General features: G+C 74.0%; 20 protein-coding genes. 14 read left to right on the forward strand and 6 right to left on the reverse strand.

The features are described from left to right. Window positions 1–50: 50 nt before the first annotated feature. The 3 genes from hisF to ACFYPJ_RS18630 all read left to right on the forward strand — a co-directional run bounded on the left by hisF (window position 51) and on the right by ACFYPJ_RS18630 (window position 3267). Window positions 51–806: an imidazole glycerol phosphate synthase subunit HisF gene (gene hisF, locus ACFYPJ_RS18620; RefSeq protein WP_389017886.1), complete on the forward strand. Its 756-nt coding sequence runs from the start codon at window positions 51–53 to the stop codon at window positions 804–806. A gap of 105 nt (window positions 807–911) precedes the next feature. Further along, window positions 912–1499, forward strand: coding sequence for an ArsR/SmtB family transcription factor (locus ACFYPJ_RS18625; RefSeq protein WP_389017889.1), 588 nt, complete (start codon window positions 912–914; stop codon window positions 1497–1499). Window positions 1500–1767: 268 nt separating this feature from the next. Further along, window positions 1768–3267, forward strand: coding sequence for an MFS transporter (locus tag ACFYPJ_RS18630; protein WP_389017892.1), 1500 nt, complete (start codon window positions 1768–1770; stop codon window positions 3265–3267). A gap of 16 nt (window positions 3268–3283) precedes the next feature. Here the strand turns inward: ACFYPJ_RS18630 and ACFYPJ_RS18635 are convergent, their stop codons facing one another. Continuing rightward, window positions 3284–3919 (reverse strand): TIGR03085 family metal-binding protein, encoded by a 636-nt coding sequence (locus ACFYPJ_RS18635; protein ID WP_389017895.1) that lies wholly within the window; start codon window positions 3917–3919, stop codon window positions 3284–3286. A 110-nt stretch (window positions 3920–4029) separates the two neighbouring features. On the opposite strand from ACFYPJ_RS18635, the gene hisI reads away from it, so the two are divergent. The 11 genes from hisI (at window position 4030) to lgt (ending at window position 13224) form a co-directional block, all read left to right on the forward strand. Then, a complete protein-coding gene (hisI, locus tag ACFYPJ_RS18640) occupies window positions 4030–4431 on the forward strand; it encodes a phosphoribosyl-AMP cyclohydrolase (protein WP_389017898.1) in 402 nt (133 codons plus the stop codon). Window positions 4432–4442: 11 nt separating this feature from the next. After that, entirely contained in the window at window positions 4443–5975 is a 1533-nt protein-coding gene (locus tag ACFYPJ_RS18645; protein ID WP_389017901.1) for an anthranilate synthase component I, read from the forward strand. A 25-nt stretch (window positions 5976–6000) separates the two neighbouring features. Continuing rightward, entirely contained in the window at window positions 6001–6639 is a 639-nt protein-coding gene (locus ACFYPJ_RS18650) for a TIGR02234 family membrane protein (protein ID WP_389017904.1), read from the forward strand. A 167-nt stretch (window positions 6640–6806) separates the two neighbouring features. Continuing rightward, window positions 6807–7070 carry an HGxxPAAW family protein gene (locus ACFYPJ_RS18655; RefSeq protein ID WP_389017906.1) on the forward strand — a complete coding sequence of 88 codons (264 nt, stop codon included), beginning with the start codon at window positions 6807–6809 and terminating at the stop codon, window positions 7068–7070. 168 nt (window positions 7071–7238) lie between these two features. Next, on the forward strand, window positions 7239–7688 hold the full coding sequence (locus tag ACFYPJ_RS18660) for a DUF2752 domain-containing protein (RefSeq protein ID WP_389018178.1): 450 nt from the start codon (window positions 7239–7241) through the stop codon (window positions 7686–7688). A gap of 139 nt (window positions 7689–7827) precedes the next feature. After that, window positions 7828–8637: an indole-3-glycerol phosphate synthase TrpC gene (trpC, locus tag ACFYPJ_RS18665; RefSeq protein ID WP_389017909.1), complete on the forward strand. Its 810-nt coding sequence runs from the start codon at window positions 7828–7830 to the stop codon at window positions 8635–8637. 21 nt (window positions 8638–8658) lie between these two features. After that, the gene (gene trpM, locus ACFYPJ_RS18670; RefSeq protein ID WP_389017912.1) at window positions 8659–8919 is read left to right on the forward strand and encodes a tryptophan biosynthesis modulator TrpM; all 261 of its coding nucleotides are present in this window, start codon (window positions 8659–8661) and stop codon (window positions 8917–8919) included. 58 nt (window positions 8920–8977) lie between these two features. After that, window positions 8978–10279, forward strand: a complete 1302-nt coding sequence (gene trpB / locus ACFYPJ_RS18675) for a tryptophan synthase subunit beta (RefSeq protein ID WP_389017915.1) — start codon at window positions 8978–8980, stop codon at window positions 10277–10279. Next, a complete protein-coding gene (gene trpA / locus ACFYPJ_RS18680; protein WP_389017918.1) occupies window positions 10276–11094 on the forward strand; it encodes a tryptophan synthase subunit alpha in 819 nt (272 codons plus the stop codon). Before trpB ends, trpA begins: the two co-directional genes overlap by 4 nt. A 158-nt stretch (window positions 11095–11252) precedes the next feature. Next, entirely contained in the window at window positions 11253–12029 is a 777-nt protein-coding gene (locus ACFYPJ_RS18685) for a DsbA family protein (RefSeq protein ID WP_389017921.1), read from the forward strand. A gap of 82 nt (window positions 12030–12111) precedes the next feature. Further along, window positions 12112–13224, forward strand: a complete 1113-nt coding sequence (lgt, locus tag ACFYPJ_RS18690; RefSeq protein ID WP_389017924.1) for a prolipoprotein diacylglyceryl transferase — start codon at window positions 12112–12114, stop codon at window positions 13222–13224. 184 nt (window positions 13225–13408) lie between these two features. Here lgt and ACFYPJ_RS18695 read toward each other — a convergent pair whose 3' ends face one another. From ACFYPJ_RS18695 to ACFYPJ_RS18715, 5 genes are all read right to left on the reverse strand, one after another. Continuing rightward, a complete protein-coding gene (locus tag ACFYPJ_RS18695) occupies window positions 13409–14227 on the reverse strand; it encodes an HpcH/HpaI aldolase/citrate lyase family protein (protein ID WP_389017927.1) in 819 nt (272 codons plus the stop codon). After that, complete coding sequence (locus tag ACFYPJ_RS18700) at window positions 14224–15417, reverse strand: CaiB/BaiF CoA transferase family protein (RefSeq protein WP_389017929.1); 1194 nt, start codon at window positions 15415–15417, stop codon at window positions 14224–14226. Before ACFYPJ_RS18700 ends, ACFYPJ_RS18695 begins: the two co-directional genes overlap by 4 nt. Window positions 15418–15478: 61 nt before the next feature. Further along, entirely contained in the window at window positions 15479–17125 is a 1647-nt protein-coding gene (locus ACFYPJ_RS18705) for an ADP-ribosylglycohydrolase family protein (protein WP_389017931.1), read from the reverse strand. After that, window positions 17113–18288, reverse strand: a complete 1176-nt coding sequence (locus tag ACFYPJ_RS18710; protein WP_389017934.1) for an ADP-ribosylglycohydrolase family protein — start codon at window positions 18286–18288, stop codon at window positions 17113–17115. The genes ACFYPJ_RS18705 and ACFYPJ_RS18710 overlap by 13 nt, the downstream gene beginning before the upstream one ends. A 13-nt stretch (window positions 18289–18301) precedes the next feature. Next, window positions 18302–19411 (reverse strand): ADP-ribosylglycohydrolase family protein, encoded by a 1110-nt coding sequence (locus tag ACFYPJ_RS18715; RefSeq protein ID WP_389017937.1) that lies wholly within the window; start codon window positions 19409–19411, stop codon window positions 18302–18304. Between the last annotated feature and the right edge of the window lie 228 nt (window positions 19412–19639).

Raw genomic sequence — 19639 nt, forward strand, 5'->3', positions numbered from 1 at the left:
GCAGCAAAAGCAGTACTAGCAGCACACGCAGCAAGAGGAGCCGTGGATTCATGACCCTGGCGGTCCGAGTCATCCCCTGCCTGGACGTGGACGGCGGCCGGGTCGTCAAGGGCGTCAACTTCCAGAACCTGCGGGACGCGGGCGACCCCGTCGAGATGGCCAAGGTCTACGACGCCGAGGGCGCCGACGAGCTGACGTTCCTGGACATCACCGCGTCCTCGGGCAACCGCGAGACGACGTACGACGTGGTGCGCCGCACCGCCGAGCAGGTGTTCATCCCGCTGACGGTCGGCGGCGGCGTCCGCACCGCCGAGGACGTGGACAAGCTGCTGCGGGCCGGTGCCGACAAGGTGGGCGTGAACACGGCCGCGATCGCCCGCCCCGAGCTGATCCGCGAGATCGCCGAGCGGTTCGGGCGGCAGGTGCTGGTCCTCTCGGTCGACGCGCGCCGCTCTGCGGCGGGCGGCTTCGAGGTCACCACCCACGGCGGGCGGCGCGGCACCGGCATCGACGCCGTCGAGTGGGCGCACGAGGCCGCCGAGCTGGGCGCGGGGGAGATCCTGCTGAACTCCATGGACGCGGACGGCACCAAGGACGGCTACGACCTGGAGATGATCGCGGCCGTGCGCAAGCACGTCACCGTGCCGGTGATCGCCTCCGGCGGCGCGGGCAGGCTGGCGGACTTCCCGCCGGCCGTCGCCGCGGGCGCCGACGCGGTCCTGGCGGCCTCCGTCTTCCACTTCGGCGACCTGCGGATCGCCCAGGTAAAGCAGGCGCTGCGGGAGGCCGGCCACCCCGTGCGGTGACCCCCGGCCGCATCCCCGCCGGCCCTCGCCACCACACCCGAGATACGAAAGAAAAGTTGCGCAAGACATATTGTGCAACTTTTCTTTCGTATCTACGGTGAGGGCATGGCATCCGAGGAGTACCTCCCCATCACCGACCTGGGCACGCTGAAGGCACTGGCCCACCCGCTGCGCATGCAGGTGTACCGCCTGCTGTGCGTCGCCCGGACCGCCACCGCCTCACAGCTGGCCGACCAGGTCGACGAGGCGGTCTCCCTGGTCAGCTACCACCTGCGCAAGCTGGCCGGGCACGGGCTGATCGAGGAGGCCGAGCGGCAGAGCGGGGACGGCCGCGAGCGCTGGTGGCAGCCCTCCTCGCGGGGCGTGAGCATCCGGGACGCGGACTTCCGCGATGCCCCCGAGCAGGTGGCGGCACATCTGGCGGCCACTCGGCTCCTCCACGAACAGCACGCCGGCATGTACCGGCGCCATCTCGACGAGCGGGCCGCCTGGAGCGCCGAGTGGAACGCCGCCGCCGGGGACAGCGAGTCCCTGCTCCGGCTCACCGCCGCCGAACTGGCCGAGCTGCGCGAGAAGTTGCTCGACCTGCTGCGCACGTACGACGAGAAGGGCCGGTCCGCCGAAGCCGCCGGCGAGACGGAGGGGCGCGAACACGTCGCGCTGCACGTGTACGGATTCCCGTTCCGCGTCTGACCCCGTTTCCGCACCGGACCCGGCTGCGCACCGGACCCGGCTGCGCACCGGACCCGGCTGCGCACCGGACCCGGCTGCGCACCGGACCCGGTTCCGCCTGCGACGCCGTTCCGCGCCGGATCCGGTTCCGCGTCTGATTCCGTTCCGTGTCCGACCCCGATCCGCGGTCCGCCCCTGTCCCGCGTCCGGCTCTGTTCGGCGCCCGGCTCGGTTCCGCGTCCGTGTCCGCGTCCGGTTCCTGTCCGCTCCGTTCCGAGAGGCCGCCGTCTTGTCCGCCGTCACCGGCCCGCCCGCCACGCTCGGCACCGCCGCCGCACGCCCCGCCCACCGTGACCCCAACGTCCTGCGCTGGCTGGGCGCCTACTCCTGCTCCATGCTCGGCGACAGCGTCTACTACATCGCGCTGTCCTGGGCCGCCGTCCAGAGCGGAACGCCCGCCCAGGCCGGTCTGGTCATGTCGGCCAGCGCCCTGCCGCGCGCCGTGCTGATGCTCGGCGGCGGTGTCGTCGCCGACCGGCTCGGGCCGCGCCGGGTCGTCATCGGCAGCGACGCGGTGCGCTGCGCGGCCGTCGCCGCGGTGGCCGCGCTGCTGTTCCTCACCAGCCCCGGCCTGTGGCCGCTGGCCCTGCTCGCCCTCGTCTTCGGCACCGTCGACGCCGTGTTCCTGCCCGCGGTCGGCGCGCTTCCGGCCCGGATCACCGGCAAGGACCAGCTCGCCCGGGTCCAGGGCATGCGCGGGCTCTGCGTCCGCCTGGCGAGCGTGGTCGGCGCCCCGCTCGGCGGCCTGGGCGTGGCGCTCGGCGGCGCACCGGCCGCGTTCGCCCTCGCGGGTCTGCTCATAGCGGGGTCGGTGCCGCTGCTGATCTCGGTACGGATCCGCGCCCTGCCGGCCGACGACACGGCGCCCGCGCGGGACGCCGAGCCGATACCCGGGCCGCGCCGCGGCGCACGCCCGGGGACCGCCTCCGCGTCATCCCCGGCGGAAAACCCGCAGGCCGACCCGCACCCCGCCGCAGCCCCGGCGGCTTCGACACCGACCGTTTCCGCACCGACCGTTTCCGCACCGCCCGTTTCCGAGCCGCCCGTTTCCGAGCGCCTCGACACCTCCGAACCCCTCGACATCCCCGCGCCCCTCGAAACCCCCGAGCCCCGGTCAGCCAGTGCCTGGGACGACCTGCTGGCCGGGCTGCGCTACATCCGGGGGCACCGGGTGCTGGCCCCGCTGATGGTGGCCATCGCGCTCGGCGACTTCGGGTTCGTCGGGCCGCTCAACATCGGTCTGACCCTGCTGGCCGACCGGCGCGGCTGGGGCGCCTCCGGGATGGGCTGGGTGCTCGCCGGATTCGGCGTCGGCGCCGGTGCCGTCTCCCTGCTGCTGGCCGTCCGGGGCCGACTGCCGCGGGCGGGCCTGGTCACCGGCGGTGCCTGCCTCGCGGGCTCCGCCGCCATCGGCGCCCTCGGCCTCGTCCTGCACCTCGCGGCCGCCGTCGGCGTGGCCCTGCTCGTCGGACTGCTGGCCGGACTCAGCGGCGCCCTGTGCGGCGCCCTGCTCCAGACCCAGTCCGACCCCGCCTACCTGGGCCGCGTCACCGCCGTCGCCTCTCTGGTCAGTCTCGGCCTCGCCCCGCTGAGCATGCCGTTCACGGCCGCCGCGATCGGCGCCTGGGGCCTCGGCCCGGTGTTCGTGGCCAGCGCCGCTGTGTGCGGGCTCGGCGGCGTCGTCTGCCTGGCCGCGCCGGGACTGCGCCGCGCCGAACTGCCCCGTTGACGACGCCCGGCAGGGCTCAGATGCCCAGCTGCTTGGACTCCCGCAGCTTGGCGATGGCGTTCTCGTCGCCCGCCAGCTCCACGTCGGCCGCGCGCTGCCGGCCGAACGCGAACATCAGCAGCTCCGAAGGCTCACCCGTGGCCGTCACCACCGGCGCCCCCCGGTGGGCGACCGCCGTCTGACCGTCCGGCCGGCGCAGCACCAGGCCGGTCGGCACGCCCCGGCCGAGCAGCCGGGCGGTCCGCTCCAGCCGGGACCACAGGGCCTCCTGGAAGACGGGGTCGAGTTCGCGCGGCGTCCAGTCCGGCTGGGCACGGCGGACGTCCTCCGTGTGGACGTAGAACTCGACCGTGTTGGCCACCTCGTCGATCTGCTTGAGCTGAAAGGGTGAAAAGCGCGGCGGGCCGGTGCGGATCAGCTGGATCAGTTCCTCGTACGGCTTCGCGGCGTACTCGTCCATCACCTTCTGCAGCCGCGGCGCGAGCTGCTTGACCAGCGCGCCCCCCGCGGCGTCCGGGCGGCGCTCGCGCACCACCACGTGTGCGGCCAGTTCACGGGTCTGCCAGCCCTCGCAGAGGGTCGGCGCCTCGGGGCCGGTGGTTTCCAAGAGGTCGGCGAGCAGAAGCCGTTCACGCTTTGCGAAGGTCGACATACTGTCAGCGTACGACCAGGCTTGCGCTCCGCCCACCCGTCGCGACCTCGCCGGCCGCCGTGCGCCCACCCACCGGACAGGTCCGGGCACCGTCGGTGCCGCGCGGCACAATGGCACCCATGAGCAGCACGCACCGGACCAGCAGCCTCGCCCCGGAGATCGCCGCGCGCCTCAAGCGCAGCGCCGACGGACTCGTCCCCGCCATCGCCCAGCAGTACGACACCGGGGAGGTGCTGATGCTGGGCTGGATGGACGACGAGGCACTGCACCGCACGCTGACCACCGGCCGCTGCACCTACTGGTCCCGCAGCCGCCGGGAGTACTGGGTCAAGGGCGACACCTCCGGACACGTCCAGCGGGTCAAGTCGGTCGCCCTGGACTGCGACGCCGACACCCTGCTGGTCAAGGTCGACCAGGTGGGCGCCGCCTGCCACACCGGCGCCCGCACCTGCTTCGACGCCGACGTCCTCCTTGAGGACGCCGGTTCGGGTGCACAGGCCCGCGCTGAGTAGGGTCTGCCGGCATGGATCTTGAGACGTTCCGCAGACTGGCGGCCGACCGCCGGGTCATCCCGGTCACCCGCAAGCTGCTCGCCGACGGCGACACCCCCGTCGCGCTCTACCGCAAGCTCGCCGCCGAGCGCCCCGGCACCTTCCTGCTGGAATCCGCGGAGAACGGCCGCGCCGCGTTTCAGTGGTCCCGCTACTCCTTCGTCGGCGTCCGCTCCGCCGCCACCCTGACCGAGCGGAACGGCAAGGTCCACTGGCTCGGCACCCCGCCCGTCGGCGTCCCCGCCGAGGGCGACCCGCTGACCGCCCTGCGCGCCACCGTCGAGGCCCTGCACACCCCCCGCGACCTCGCCGACGACCTCGGCCTGCCGCCGTTCACCGGAGGCATGGTCGGCTACCTCGGCTACGACATCGTCCGCCGCCTGGAGCGCATCGGACCCGGCGAGCGGGACGACCTGCGGCTGCCCGAGCTGACCATGCTGCTCACCAGCGACCTGGCCGTCATGGACCACTGGGAGGGCTCGGTCCTGCTGATCGCCAACGCGATCAACCACAACGACCGCGCCACCGGCGTCGACGAGGCCCACGCAGACGCCGTCGCCCGCCTCGACGCCATGGAGGCCGACCTCTCCCGCCCGGTCGCCCAGCCCCCCGCGGTGCTGCCGCCCTCCGAACCGCCCCCGTACACCGCGCGCTGGGGCGGCCCGGACTTCCAGAAGGCCGTCGAGGACGTCAAGGAGCGCATCCGGGCCGGCGAGGCGTTCCAGGTCGTCCCCTCACAGCGCTTCGAGACGCCCTGCACCGCGAGCGCCCTGGACGTCTACCGGGTCCTCAGGGCCACCAACCCCTCCCCGTACATGTACCTGCTCCGGCTGCCCGACGGGTCCGGCGGCGCCTTCGACGTCGTCGGCTCCTCCCCGGAAGCGCTGGTCAAGGTCGAGGACGGGCAGGCCATGGTGCACCCGATCGCCGGCACCCGGCCGCGCGGCGCCACCCCGCAGGAGGACCAGGCCCTCGCCGACGAACTGCTCGCCGACCCCAAGGAACGCGCCGAGCACCTCATGCTCGTCGACCTCGGCCGCAACGACCTCGGCCGGGTCTGCGAGCCCGGCTCGGTCGAGGTCGTCGACTTCATGTCCGTCGAGCGGTACTCGCACGTCATGCACATCGTCTCCACCGTCACCGGCAAGGTCGCCGCCGGCCGCACCGCCTTCGACGTCCTGACGGCGTGCTTCCCCGCGGGCACCCTCTCCGGCGCGCCCAAGCCCCGCGCCATGCAGATCATCGACGAACTCGAACCGTCCCGGCGCGGCCTGTACGGCGGCTGTGTCGGCTACCTGGACTTCGCGGGCGACTCCGATACGGCCATCGCCATCCGCACCGCCCTGCTGCGGGACGGCACCGCCTACGTCCAGGCCGGCGCGGGCATCGTCGCCGACTCCGATCCGGCCGCCGAGGACCAGGAGTGCCGCAACAAGGCGGCGGCGGTGCTGCGAGCCGTGCACACCGCGAACCGTCTCGGCGGGCGCCGAGCGAACCCCGGGTGACGTATCGCACGGGGCGCAGGCGATAGTGGAGTACGTGACAGCCCTACCTCACCCCCGTTCCGAAGCCGCGGAACCCGCACGGGCCGGCCGCCGGAGCCTCGCCGTGGCGCTGCTGTGCGGCGCGCTCGGCGCCGGCGTGGCGCTGCTCGCCACGCGCCAGCGCTGGGCGGAGGGCACCGCGTCGGTGGCCGGCGGCGCCTTCCCGCTGACCGCCAGGGGCAGCGACGTGACGGGCGTCCCCGCGGCCCTCGCCATAGTGGGCCTCGCCGCGCTCGTCGCCGTCTTCGCCGTCCGCAAGGCGGGCCGCCTGCTGGTCGCCGCCGTCCTCGCGCTCTCCGGCGCCGGTACGGTCGTCGCCGCCCTGACCGGCGCCTCCGACGGCTCCGTGCTCGACGACAAGGCCGCCGAGGCCACCGGCGACACCTCCGCCGCGGTCGCCGCCCTCAGCCACACCGCCTGGCCCTACGCGGCGGCCGTCGGCGGCCTGCTGATCCTGCTCGCCGGACTGCTCGCACTGCGCTACGGCCGGCTGTGGCCCGCCATGTCCGGCCGCTACGAGCGCGGTCAGGCACGCCCACGGCGCACCGCGGCCACCGTCGACCCCGACCGGCCCGAGGACCTCTGGAAGGCCCTGGACCGCGGCGAGGACCCCACCGGGGCCTGAACACGCCCCGGCCCACCGGCCCCGCCCGCCCCGGAGAACCGGTCCCGGTGTGGCCAATCAGACGCACACCGGCAGCCACCCCCGCGCACACCGGGCCCACCCGTACGGGACAATGGTCGATGATGAGCGTCCGGCTCACACACGCACACAGCAACGAGGAGCAAGCAATGGCGGGCAGCAGCCACGGTCACACCCCGGCCGCCTGGACCGGTGTCATGATCGCCATCATCGGGTTCTGCGTCGCAGGCGCCTTCATGGTGATGGCCCAGCCGCTCGGTTTCTGGGCGGGCATGGTGATCGTGGTCCTCGGCGGTGTCGTCGGGCTCATCATGCGCTCCATGGGCCTCGGCCAGCCGAAAAGCGCGCACCCGGCTTCCCTGCCGCAGCCGCAGGCCACGGTGACGCCCGAACCGGCCGGCGCCAAGAGCTGACTCCGCCGTACGGTCCGCTCGCGGACCGCGGGCCCCACGACCGGCCGCGTACGCCCCGTACGGACCTCGCACGTCCCGTACGAACGCCGGCCGACCTCATGGAGGGGCGCCCCGGCAGCGCACCGGCTGCCGGAGCGCCCCTCGCGCATGCCCGGCCGGGCGGGGAGAATACGAGCCGTGAACGCCGACAGTGAGCACCTGGTGCCGCCCGAGGCCCCCACCGGCGCCCTCGGCCGGCTGGCGGCCCCAGCAGGCGTCCTCGCGGCCGTCGCGGGCGCCTTCGCCTACGTCGCGACGGTGAACCCCTACCGGCCCGGCCACTACCCGGTGTGCCCGCTGTACGCGGTGACCGGCCTCTACTGCCCCGGCTGCGGCGGACTGCGCAGCGCGCACGCCTTCATCCACGGGGACCTCACGGCCGCGCTGCAGGCCAACGCGCCGGCCGTGGCCGCCTACCTGGGCTTCGCCGTCCTGTGGACCCTCTGGACGGTCCGCGCGGCGCGCGGACGGCCGATCCGGCTCAGCCCGGGACCGGTGCAGCTGTGGGGCCTGGGCGCCGTGCTGCTGGTGTTCACCGTCGTCCGCAACCTGCCGTTCGGCGGCTGGCTGCACCCCTGACCGAACGTCCCAACCGTGCAGGTCCAGGTGACGAGACCGCCGGCAGCCGGATGCGGGCCCCACGCCGTCCTGCGGATACCATCGCAGTGACCCCGGGTTTCCACCCGCAGGAACAACCGTCCGGAAGGGGACCGCTCGCGTGAGTGTGCTCGACGAGATCATCGACGGAGTCCGTGCCGACCTGGCGGATCGGCAGGCGCGCGTCAGCCTCGACGAGCTCAAGGAACGCGCGGCGAAGGCCCCGGCCGCCAAGGACGGCCTGGCGGCACTGCGCGGCGAGGGCGTCAAGGTCATCTGCGAGGTCAAGCGCTCCAGCCCGTCCAAGGGCGCGCTGGCCGCCATCGCCGACCCGGCCGGGCTCGCCGCCGACTACGAGGCGGGCGGCGCGGCCGTCATCTCCGTCCTGACCGAGCAGCGCCGGTTCGGCGGTTCGCTGGCCGACCTGGAAGCCGTCCGCGCCCGCGTGGACATCCCGGTGCTGCGCAAGGACTTCATCGTCACCTCCTACCAGCTGTGGGAGGCCCGGGCGTACGGCGCCGACCTCGCGCTGCTCATCGTCGGCGCCCTCGACCAGCCGGCCCTGGAGTCGCTGATCGAGCGGGCCGTCTCCATCGGCCTCACCCCCCTCGTCGAGGTGCACGACGAGGACGAGGTGGAGCGCGCGGTGGACGCCGGCGCCACGGTGATCGGCGTCAACGCGCGCAACCTGAAGACGCTGGAGGTCGACCGGAGCACCTTCGACCGGGTCGCTCCGGAGATCCCGGCCGGCACGGTCAAGGTCGCCGAGTCCGGCGTCCGCGGCCCGCACGACCTGATCGCCTACGCCAACGCGGGCGCCGACGCGGTCCTGGTCGGTGAGTCCCTGGTGACCGGGCGCGACCCCAGGACCGCGGTCGCCGACCTGGTGGCGGCCGGCGAGCACCCCGCACTGCGGCACGGCCGCGGCTGACCCCCCACTAGGCTGACCCCGATGACGCCCACCACCGCACCGGCCCCCAGGGACCCGTACGCCCGCCTCGCGCGCGGCTGCCGGCCCCGAGGCTGTCGCGCGCCCGCCCGCCGGGTGCACGGCCGCCGGGTCCGGTACGTCATCGGCGACGAGCCCGGCCAGGTGAACGGCATGCGATGGCAGCGCCCCGAAAGGGGCGCGGGGAACTGGGGGTCCCCCCTGTTCGAGCGCAGCCGAGAACTTGGGGGAGCGACCAGCCACGACGCTCCCGCAGCCGACTGACGACGCCCGCCCCCACGGCACCGAGTTTCCTTCCACAGACTCACCGTGAGGTTTCCGCATGCCCAGCGAGTTCTTCCTGCCCGACCCGGAGGGCAAAACCCCCAGCGCCGAGGGCTACTTCGGCGCGTTCGGCGGCAAGTTCATCCCGGAGGCGCTGGTCGCCGCCGTGGACGAGGTCGCCGTCGAGTACGACAAGGCCAAGCACGACCCCGAGTTCGCCCGCGAACTGGACGGCCTGCTCGCCGACTACACCGGACGGCCCAGCGCCCTCACCGAGGTACCGAGGTTCGCCGAGCACGCCGGCGGCGCCCGGGTCTTCCTGAAACGGGAGGACCTCAACCACACCGGCTCCCACAAGATCAACAACGTACTGGGCCAGGCCCTGCTCACCCGGCGGATGGGCAAGACCCGCGTCATCGCCGAGACCGGCGCGGGCCAGCACGGTGTGGCGACCGCCACCGCCTGCGCGCTGTTCGGTCTCGACTGCACCATCTACATGGGCGAGATCGACACCAGGCGGCAGGCCCTGAACGTGGCCCGCATGCGCATGCTGGGCGCCGAGGTCATCGCCGTGAAGTCCGGCAGCCGCACCCTGAAGGACGCCATCAACGAGGCGTTCCGGGACTGGGTCGCCAACGTCGACCACACCCACTACCTGTTCGGGACCGTGGCGGGACCGCACCCGTTCCCCGCCATGGTGCGCGACTTCCACCGGGTGATCGGCGTGGAGGCACGCCGCCAGCTCCTTCAGCGGGCGGGCCGGCTGCCCGACGCCGCGGTCGCCTGTGTCGGCGGCGGCTCCAACGCCATCGGCCTGTTCCACGCCTTCATTCCCGACACCTGCGTCCGCCTCGTCGGCTGCGAACCCGCCGGACACGGCGTCGAGACCGGCGAGCACGCGGCCACCCTCACCGCCGGCGAGCCCGGCATCCTGCACGGCTCCCGCTCCTTCGTGCTCCAGGACGACGAGGGCCAGATCACCGAGCCGTACTCGATCTCGGCCGGTCTGGACTACCCGGGCGTCGGCCCCGAGCACTCCTACCTGAAGGCGAGCGGCCGCGGCGAGTACCGCGCCGTCACCGACGACGCGGCCATGCAGGCGCTGCGCCTGCTGTCGCGCACCGAGGGCATCATCCCGGCGATCGAGAGCGCGCACGCGCTCGCCGGCGCCCTCGACGTCGGCAGGGAACTGGGGCCGGACGGACTGATCGTGGTCAACCTCTCCGGCCGCGGCGACAAGGACATGGACACGGCCGCCCGCTACTTCGGCCTGTACGACACCGACACGGACAGCGGGGCCACCGGGGCCGCCGCGGGCACGCACGGCGCGCACGCCGGGACCGAGGGGGACGCCAAGTGAGCGGGAACATCCAGCTGTTGACCGACACCCTCGCCGCCGCGAAGGCGGACGGGCGGTCCGCCCTCATCGCCTACCTGCCGGCCGGGTTCCCGACCGTGGACGGCGGCATCGAGGCGATCAAGGCCGTCTTCGACGGCGGCGCGGACGTCGTCGAGGTCGGGCTGCCGCACAGCGACCCGGTCCTGGACGGCCCGGTCATCCAGACCGCCGACGACATCGCGCTGCGCGGCGGCGTGCGGATCGCCGACGTCATGCGCACGGTCTGCGAGGCGCACCGGGCGACCGGCAAACCCGTCCTCGTCATGACCTACTGGAATCCCATCGACCGCTACGGCGTGGAACGCTTCACGGCCGAACTCGCCGAGGCGGGCGGCGCCGGCTGCATCCTGCCCGACCTGCCGGTCCAGGAGTCCGCGCTGTGGCGCGAGCACGCCGCCAAGCACGGCCTCGCCACGGTCTTCGTGGTCGCCCCCAGCAGCAGGGACGCCCGCCTCGCGGAGATCACCGCGGCGGGCAGCGGCTTCGTCTACGCCGCCTCGCTGATGGGCGTCACGGGCACCCGCGAGTCGGTCGGCGCGCAGGCCCAGGACCTGGTGGAACGCACCCGCGCCACCGGCACCGGCCTGCCCGTCTGCGTCGGTCTCGGGGTCTCCGGCGGCGCCCAGGCCGCCGAGGTCGCCGGATTCGCCGACGGAGTGATCGTCGGCTCGGCCTTCGTCAAGCGGATGCTGGACGCACCGGACCACGCCACCGGGATCGCGGCCGTCCACGAGCTGGCCGCGGAACTGGCGAAGGGCGTCCGCGGACAGGCGTAGCCGCACCCCGCCGAGCGGACCGGCCCGACCGCGGACCGGACACGGCGGACGGGACAGACCGAAAAACCAGACAACCGCATACGGAAAATTCGGTCACTCGAACGGGTGGACCTGGGACCGGGGAGGCGCGCTGTGCCTCCCCGGTTCGTTCTGGGGGTGTGAGCGAGAAGAATCGTGACGGAAAGCGCACCGCCCGTGAGCGGCTGGCGGTCGAGCGTGAGAAGCAGAAGTCCGCGGAGAGGCGGCGGCGTGCGCTGATCGTGGGCGTGAGCGTCGTCTGCGTCCTCGGCGTCGCGGCGGCGATCGGCGTGCTCGCCGCGAACGCGGGCAAGAAGAAGAACAGCGCGAGCACGGGCCCGGTCGTCGCGCCCTCCGGCGCCCAGGGCAAGGACAGCCTCGCGATCCCGGTCGGCAAGGACAGCGCCAAGTCCACGCTCACGATCTGGGAGGACTTCCGCTGCCCGGCCTGCCAGGCGTTCGAGGCGACGTACCGCCCGACGCTGCACGAGCTGACCGACGCGGGCAAGCTCAGAATCGACTACCACCTCGTCACGCTCATCGACGGCAACCTCGGCGGCAGCGGCTCCCTGCGCGCAGCCAACGCGGCGGCCTGCGCACAGGACGCCGGAAAGTTCCGCGACTACCACGACGCGCTCTACGAGAACCAGCCCAAGGAGACCGACGACGCCTTCGCCAACAATGCCAAGCTGATCGAACTGGCGGGCAAGGTGAACGGCCTGGACACGCCGGCGTTCCGCAAGTGCGTCGACGACGGCACCCACAACAGCTGGGTCGCGAAGTCCAACCAAGCCTTCCAGGCGGGCGGTTACAGCGGCACGCCGACGGTCCTGCTGAACGGCAAGAACATCTACCAGGACCAGACGATGACCCCGGCGAAGCTCAAGCAACTCGTGGAGGCCGCCGACAAGGGGTAAGCGATTCTCACGCCCCTGTTATGGACCCGTAGCCGGGCTGATTGCCGTGTGCGCGGCCCGGCACGGTAGCGTCGACCCTGCCATGGATTTCCTTGCCTACATCCCCAGCCCTTCGCGCGGTGTGCTGCATCTCGGCCCGATCCCGCTGCGCGGCTATGCGTTCTGCATCATCATCGGCGTGTTCGTCGCCGTCTGGCTCGGCAACAGGCGCTGGGTCGCCCGCGGCGGCCGGTCCGGCACGGTGGCGGACATCTCCGTCTGGGCCGTGCCGTTCGGACTCGTCGGCGGCCGGCTCTACCACGTGATCACGGACTACGAGCTGTATTTCAGTTCGGGCCGTGACTGGGTGGACGCCTTCAAGGTGTGGGAGGGCGGCCTCGGCATCTGGGGCGCGATCGCGCTGGGTGCGCTGGGCGCGTGGATCGGCGCCCGGCGACGGGGCATCCCGATGCCCGCGTACGTCGACGCCGTCGCCCCCGGTATCGCCCTGGCCCAGGCGATCGGCCGCTGGGGCAACTGGTTCAACCAGGAGCTGTACGGGCGCGAGACGCACGTTCCCTGGGCCCTGCACATCACGTCCTCCGAGGGCGGCCGGGTGCCGGGCTACTACCACCCGACGTTCCTGTACGAGTCCCTGTGGTGCATCGGCGTGGCCATCCTGGTCATCTGGGCCGACCGGCGCTTCAAGATGGGCCACGGCCGGGCGTTCGCCCTGTACGTCGCCGCGTACTGCGTGGGGCGTGCCTGGATCGAGTACATGCGCGTCGACGACGCCCACCACATCCTGGGGCTGCGTCTGAACGACTGGACCGCGCTGGTCGTGTTCCTGCTGGCGGTGGCGTACATCATCGTGTCGGCGAAGAAGCGGCCCGGCCGGGAGGCCGTCGTGGAACCGGCCGCCGTGGCCGCCGGTGCCGCGAGTGGGGACGGCGGCACGGAGACCGCGTCCGCCGCCGGGGCCGACGCCGCCGCGAAGGGTCCGGCACTGGAGAAGACCGGGGACGGTCCCGCAGCCGACGCGACGGACGTGCCGCCACACCAGCCGGAGGGCGACGAGGCGGACGCGGCCCGGGACACGCCGGACGAGGGGGCCGAGGGCAAGGCGGACGCCGAGACCGGGACCGCCGATGCCGCCGAGGGCGCGACCGGGACCGCGCAGGCGAAGGACGAGGAACCGGCCACGAAGAACAGCTGAGCCGCGACCGCGGTACGACGACGAGGGCGCCCCCTGCCGTGCAGGGGGCGCCCTCGTCGTCGTACCGCGGTCCACGAGCGGGGCGGGCGGCGTGCGCTGTCCGGCCCGCCGTGTGTCCTGCCCGGCCTGGCTGTCCCTGCCTGCCCGGTACCCGGCCGAGTCGCCCGGTCCGGCCGTCTCGGGCTCACGGTTTGCGGGCCGCCAGGGACAGCGTCCGCCGGGCCGCCGCCACCGCCGCCGCGTCGATGAACCGGCCGTCCGGCAGTGCCTGGGCGCCGCGCTCCGCCGTCGCCGCCTTCACGATCGTCTCGGCCTGTTCCAGCTCCGCCTCCGTGGGCAGATAGGCGCGTTCGATGGTCGGCAGCTGGCGGGGGTGGATGGCGGCCCGGCCGAGGAAGCCGAGAGCACGGCCGTGCGCGCAGGAGGCCGCGAGGCCCTCCAGGTCCCGGATGTCCGGGTGGACCGACTGGGGCGGCGGGGCGAGACCGGCCGCCCGCGCGGCGACCACGACCCGGGACCGGCACCAGTCGAGCCCCGCGTCGGCCTGCACGCCCAGGTCGGCCCGTAGATCCGCCTCGCCCAGGGAGATGCCCCGCAGGGCCGGGTGGGCGGTGGCGATGGCGTGGGCGTGCTCGATGCCGAGGGCCGTTTCGAGCAGGGCGTACAGCCGGTCGTGCCCGGTCTCGCGGGCGGCGCGGATCACCTCGGCGGCGGACGTCACCTTCGGCAGCCGCACCCCGGACACGCCCGGCAGCCCGGCCACCGCCCGCAGGTCCGCCGCCGCCCACGGCCCCTCCGCGCCGTTCACCCGGACGTCGACCCGCGCCGGCTGCGGCTCGGACAGCAGGTCGGCGGTGGCCGCGCGGGCGTACTCCTTGCGGTCCGGGGCGACCGCGTCCTCCAGATCGATCACCACCACGTCCGCGCCGCAGGCCAGCGCTTTCGCCACCACATGCGGGCGGTCGCCGGGGACGTACAGCCAGGTGAGCGGGAACGGGATCACAGGGCGCCCTCCGCGCGCAGCGCGTCGAGTTCCGCCGTGGTCAGACCCAGTTCGGTCAGGACGGCCACGGTGTCCGCGCCGTGCGGGCGGCCCGCCCAGCGGATCCCGCCGGGTGTGGCGGAGAGCCGGAACAGGACGTTCTGCATGCGCAGCGGACCCAGCTCCGGGTCGTCGACGGTGGTGATGGTGTCCAGGGCCGCGTACTGCGGGTCGGTCATCACGTCCCGCACGTCCTGGACCGGCGCCACCGCGGCCTCCGCCTTCTCGAAGGCCGCCACCACCTCGTCGCGGGTACGGGCGGCGATCCAGCGGCCGACCACCTCGTCCAGGACGTCGGCGTGCGCCGCCCGTCCGGCGCCGGTCGCGAACCACGGCTCCCTGCTCAGATCCGGGCGGCCGACCAGGTCCAGCACGCGTTCGGCGACCGACTGGGCCGAGGTGGACACGGCCACCCAGGACCCGTCCGCCGTACGGTAGGTGTTGCGCGGGGCGTTGTTCTGCGAGCGGTTCCCGGTGCGCGGCTGGACATGACCCAGCTGGTCGTACCAGATCGGCTGCGGGCCGAGGACGGTCAGGATCGGCTCGATGATCGCCATGTCCACGACCTGGCCCTCGCCGGTCCGCTCCCGGGCGGCCAGCGCCGTCATCACCGCGTACGCCGTGGCCAGGGCGGCGATGGAGTCGGCGAGTCCGAAGGGCGGGAGCGTCGGGGGCGCGTCCGGCTCGCCGGTGATCGCCGCGAAGCCGCTCATCGCCTCCGCGAGGGTGCCGAAGCCCGGGCGGCGGGCGTACGGCCCGAACTGGCCGAAGGCGGTGACCCGGGTGAGCACCAGCCGCGGGTTGGCGGCGGACAGCTCCGGCCAGCCCAGGTCCCATTTCTCCAGCGTGCCCGGACGGAAGTTCTCGACGACCACGTCGGCGGTGGCGGCGAGCCGCAGCAGGGTGGCGCGGCCGCCGGGCTTGGACAGGTCCAGGGTGAGGGTGCGCTTGTTACGGCCGAGCAGCTTCCACCACAGGCCGACGCCGTCCTTCGCGGGGCCGTGTCCCCGGGACGGGTCGGGCTTCTTCGGGTGCTCGATCTTGATGACCTCGGCGCCGAAGTCACCGAGCAGGGTGGCGGCGAGCGGACCCGCGAAGAGGGTGGCCAGGTCGAGGACGCGCAGGCCGTGCAGGGGCTGGGCGGCGTTCATGCGGTGCACTGCGGGGCGCGCGCGGCGGGGCCGGTGCTCGGGGCGGCGGGTGGGGCGGGGGTCATGGGCGGGTCGCCTCCAGATGGGTGAGGTGGGCGAGGGTGTCGAAGCCGATGCCGTCGAAACCGGTGACGGAGGTGGCGAGCCGGTTCTTGAGGGGAGCCGTCCAGCGGTCGGGCAGGGCGGCGGGCGTCCCGGCGAGGAGGCCGGCGATGCTGCCGGCGGTGGCGCCGTCCGAGTCGGTGTCCCAGCCGCCGGACACGGCACGGCAGATGGAGCCGGTGAAGTCGCCGTCCGCGTGGGTGAGGGCGGCGGCGACCAGGGCGGTGTTGGGAATGGCGTGGACCCAGTGGTAGGCGGCGGAGTACCGGGCGTGCAGCGCGTCCACGACCTCGTCGAAGTCCGCGTGCGCGGCGGCCGTCCCGACGGCGTGGTCCAGGGCGTCGGCCAGCCGGGAGCCGGACGGCACCACCGAGCGGCCGACGCGCAGACAGGCGTGCACGTCGAGGGATCCGGTGGCCGCGGCGGCGATGGTGGCCGCGGTGAACATGGCCGCGTAGACGCCGTTGGCGGTGTGGCTGAGGACGGCGTCGCGATGGGCCTGTTCCGCGGCGGCGGCCGGGTCGCCGGGGTTGGTCCAGCCGTGCACGTCGGCGCGGATCAGGGCGCCGATCCACTCGCGGAAGGGGTTGCGGTGGCGGGCCGTGTGCGGGGGTTCGATCCCGGCGAGGAGGTTGCGGTAGGCGATGCGCTCGGCGGTGAAGGCGCGGCCGGCGGGCAGTTCGTCGAGCCAGAGCCGGGCCAGGTCGGCGGTGCGGAACGCCTTGCCGTGCCGGCCGAGCAGCAGGAGGTTGAGCAAGGGGTGGTCGAGGTCGTCGTCCTCGGGCATGCCGTCGATGTTCTCGGCGAGCGAGGTGGCGGCCGAGCGCCGGTTCCAGGGGTGGGCCGCCAGGAGGTCCGCGGGGACCCCGCGGGCCGTGAAGTAGGCGGCGAGCGGCCAGTTGCCGGTGGACCGCGCCAGTTGCCGGATGCCGTCGAGGGGAAGCTTCTCCACCGGCTTCCCCAGCAGACAGCCGACGGCCCGGCCCAGCCAGGCGGCTTCGAGGGCGAGCGGCCCGGGGGCCGCCGCGCCGCCAGGTGCCGACCTGCCAGGTGCCGACCTGTCACTTGCCGGTCCATGACCTGCCGGTGTGGCACATGTCGAACCATCACCTGTCGTCTCGTCACATACCGTTGCAGCGAAGGCTGGTGGCGCATCGGCCGGAGGAGTGCCCAGCGAAGGCGTACCCACCGGAGTCGTACCTGTCGGTGTCTCAGATGCCGCCCTGCCGTGTACCGGTCCGTGCTCCGGCGATCTCCGGTCCGGCTGCCTCTGCGCCGTACGGTCGTGGTGCGCCGGCCCGACGCCCGGCAGCAGCAAACCGGTGGGCCAGTCGGGGCACAGGGCCTTGATCCGGGGCAGTTCGGTCGGCTCCCGTTCGGCCGCCGGGCCCGGGAGATCCGCCAACTCGTCCAGCAGGTCCTCCGCCAGCAACCGCAGATACCGCGACGCCGGCTGCGCCGAGGCACCCGCACGGACCGGCGCGGCACCGCCGCCCGCCGCCTTCCACCGGGCCTCGATCGCCGACGGCTCGCGTCCGTCCTGCCGTGCCTGGCGGAGTTCGTGGGCCACCAGGTCCTCCGGCTGGACCCAGGTCAGCCGGAGCATTCCGCACCCCCGAGTGCGCTGAACGCCCGCTCATGGGCCCGGCGGCGCCGGACGTCCCGTTCGAAGACCTCCCGGGAAACCTCGGTGAGCGTCCGGGCCGGCGCCCACAGGTCCAGCCGGCTCGCCTCCGCCACCGTCTTCGACCACTCCTGCGGGACCGGCGAGCCCAGGGCGCCGGCCAGCGCGCCCGCCATCGTCGCGATGGAGTCGCAGTCGCGGCCGTAGTTGACCGAACCCAGGACCGCCTGCCGGTAGTCCCCGCCGGCCACCAGCAGCATGCCGAGCGCGACGGGAAGTTCCTCGATCGAGTGCAGCCGGGAGGGGCGCCGGGCGTCGAGGGACGGGGCGCGGTAGTCGGGGCCCACCGTGTCGTAGGGGGCCACCGCCGCCCGCAGCGGGACCAGCGCCGACTCGATGTCGTGGTGCCGGGCGGCCACCGCGCACACCTCCTCGATCGCCGTCCGGGTGCCGTCCTTAGCCAGGGACAGGCACGCCGCCACCACCGAATCGGGGGTGGCGCCGGGGGCGGTCGCCGCCGCCACCGCCGCCGCGAAGACCCCGGCCGCCTCACGGCCGTACGACGACTGGTGCGCGCCCGCGACGTCCAGCGCCTCGGCGTACGCGCCCGCCGGGTTGGCCGCGTTGACCAGGCCGACGGGGGCCATGTACATCGCCGCCCCGCAGTTGACGATGTTGCCCGCGCCCGCCTCCCGCGGGTCCGCATGACCGTATGCGAGCCGGGCCACCAGCCACTTCTCCGCCAGGAAGATCCGGTGCAGGGGCAGCGCCTCCGCCTCCAGTTCGGGGATCCAGCGGGGGGCCGTCATCAGGTCCGGGACGAGGTGGTCGGCGACGGCGTAGGCGTCGAGGTGGTCCCGGACCCGCGCGTACACCCGGATCAGCGCATGGGTCATCAACGTGTCGTCGGTGACGTGCCCGTCGCCCTTGTGGTACGGCGCGAGGGGGCGGGCGGTGCGCCAGGCGTCGCCGTGCCAGGGGCCGACGACACCGTGGACGCGACCGCCGTGGCGTTCGACGATCTGGTCGGGGGAGTAGCCCTCGACGGGGCCGCCGAGGGCGTCGCCGACAGCGGCGCCGACGAGCGCTCCGGTGATCCGCTCCGCCAGATCCGGACCGCCGCTTTCACATTCTTTGGGTGTCATGCCCGAATCATCCTTACGGTTCGGCCGGTTGTGCGGTTTCCAGGAGTTCGGCGAGTTCGACCAGGTCGGTGCCGGTGAGGCGGGGGAGTGCGCAGCCGGAGAGGGTGCGGCAGGCGTCCCGCCACGCGTCCGGTACGGCCGCGCCGCCGCCCAGCGCCCCGGTCAGCGCGCCCGCCAGCGCGGGCGCCGAGTCGGCGACCCGGGACAGGCAGGCCGCGGCGGGCACGGCCTCGGCGATCCGGCCCCGCGCGGCGCAGGCCAGGGCGAGCGCGACCGGGACCGTCTCGGCGGCGGCGATGCCGTAGCTGTAGACGTGGTCGACGATCTGGTGCTCAAGGAGCGGGATCAGCGCGAACGCGGAACCGGTGTCGCGGGCGAGGGCCAGCGCCTGGCGGGCGTTGCGGCCGATCTCCGTGGTCGCGGGCAGCTCGTCGAGGGCCGCCGTCGCGCAGGCGTCCACGTCCGCGCCCGCGAGGGCCAGCGCGAGGGCCGCCGCCATCGCCCGGGCGCCGTGCACCCCGTCGCCGTCCTGGGTGTAGCGGGCATCGAACTCGGCCAGTTCGGCGGCGCTGCGCGGGTCACCGCGGTGGGCGACGGCGAGCACACAGGCGCGTACGCAGGCCGCGTCGTCGAAGTAGTGCGGGTTGTCGTGCCCGCTGGCGGGCGGGCGCAGCCCGTTGGCGAGGTTGCCGAGACCGGCCCGGACCGAGATCCGGGCGCGCAGCGGCAGCACCGCGGACTCCACCTCCGGGGCGCGTTCGGCCGCCGCGGCGACCTCGGAGGCGACGGCGCTCCAGGTCAGGTCGATCGCGGCACGGGTACGGCGGTCCCGGCTCAGGTCCCCGACCACGCTGTCGTCGCCGGCCCGCAGCACCGCCTCGGCCGCGAACGCCGCCCATTCGGCGTCGTCGGAGGGGCCGAGGCGCAGCGGTTCCGGGGGCTGGTTGAGCGCGATCGGCACGGGCAGGGTGGTCGTCGCGTTCTGCTCGGCGAAGGTGTCCAGCTCGCGGGTGAGCCGCCGGGTCCACTCGGGCATCCGGGCGGCCCGGTGCCGCGCCGCGGGCCATCCGGCGGCGTCGCCCGCGGCCAGCCCCAGCAGCAGCCCCTCGACACGGCGGCTCACGGCAGCACCTCGCCGCCCTGCTCGACGGGCGCACAGGCGGCGGGTACGCAGGCCGCGGGGTCCGCAGGGGCGGAGGGCAGGGGTGGGGTGGGTGCCGGCTGTGCGGAGGCGGTGAGCGCGGGTGCGGTGGGTGCCGGATCTGCGGGGGCGGAGGGCACGAACGCGGTGGGCTCCGACTGCGTGGGGGCGATGAGCGCGGGCGCGATGGGTACCGGCTCCGCGGGGGCG

Origin of the sequence: Streptomyces sp. NPDC006012 (genome assembly GCF_042871185.1) — a bacterium.
Classification (GTDB): domain Bacteria; phylum Actinomycetota; class Actinomycetes; order Streptomycetales; family Streptomycetaceae; genus Streptomyces.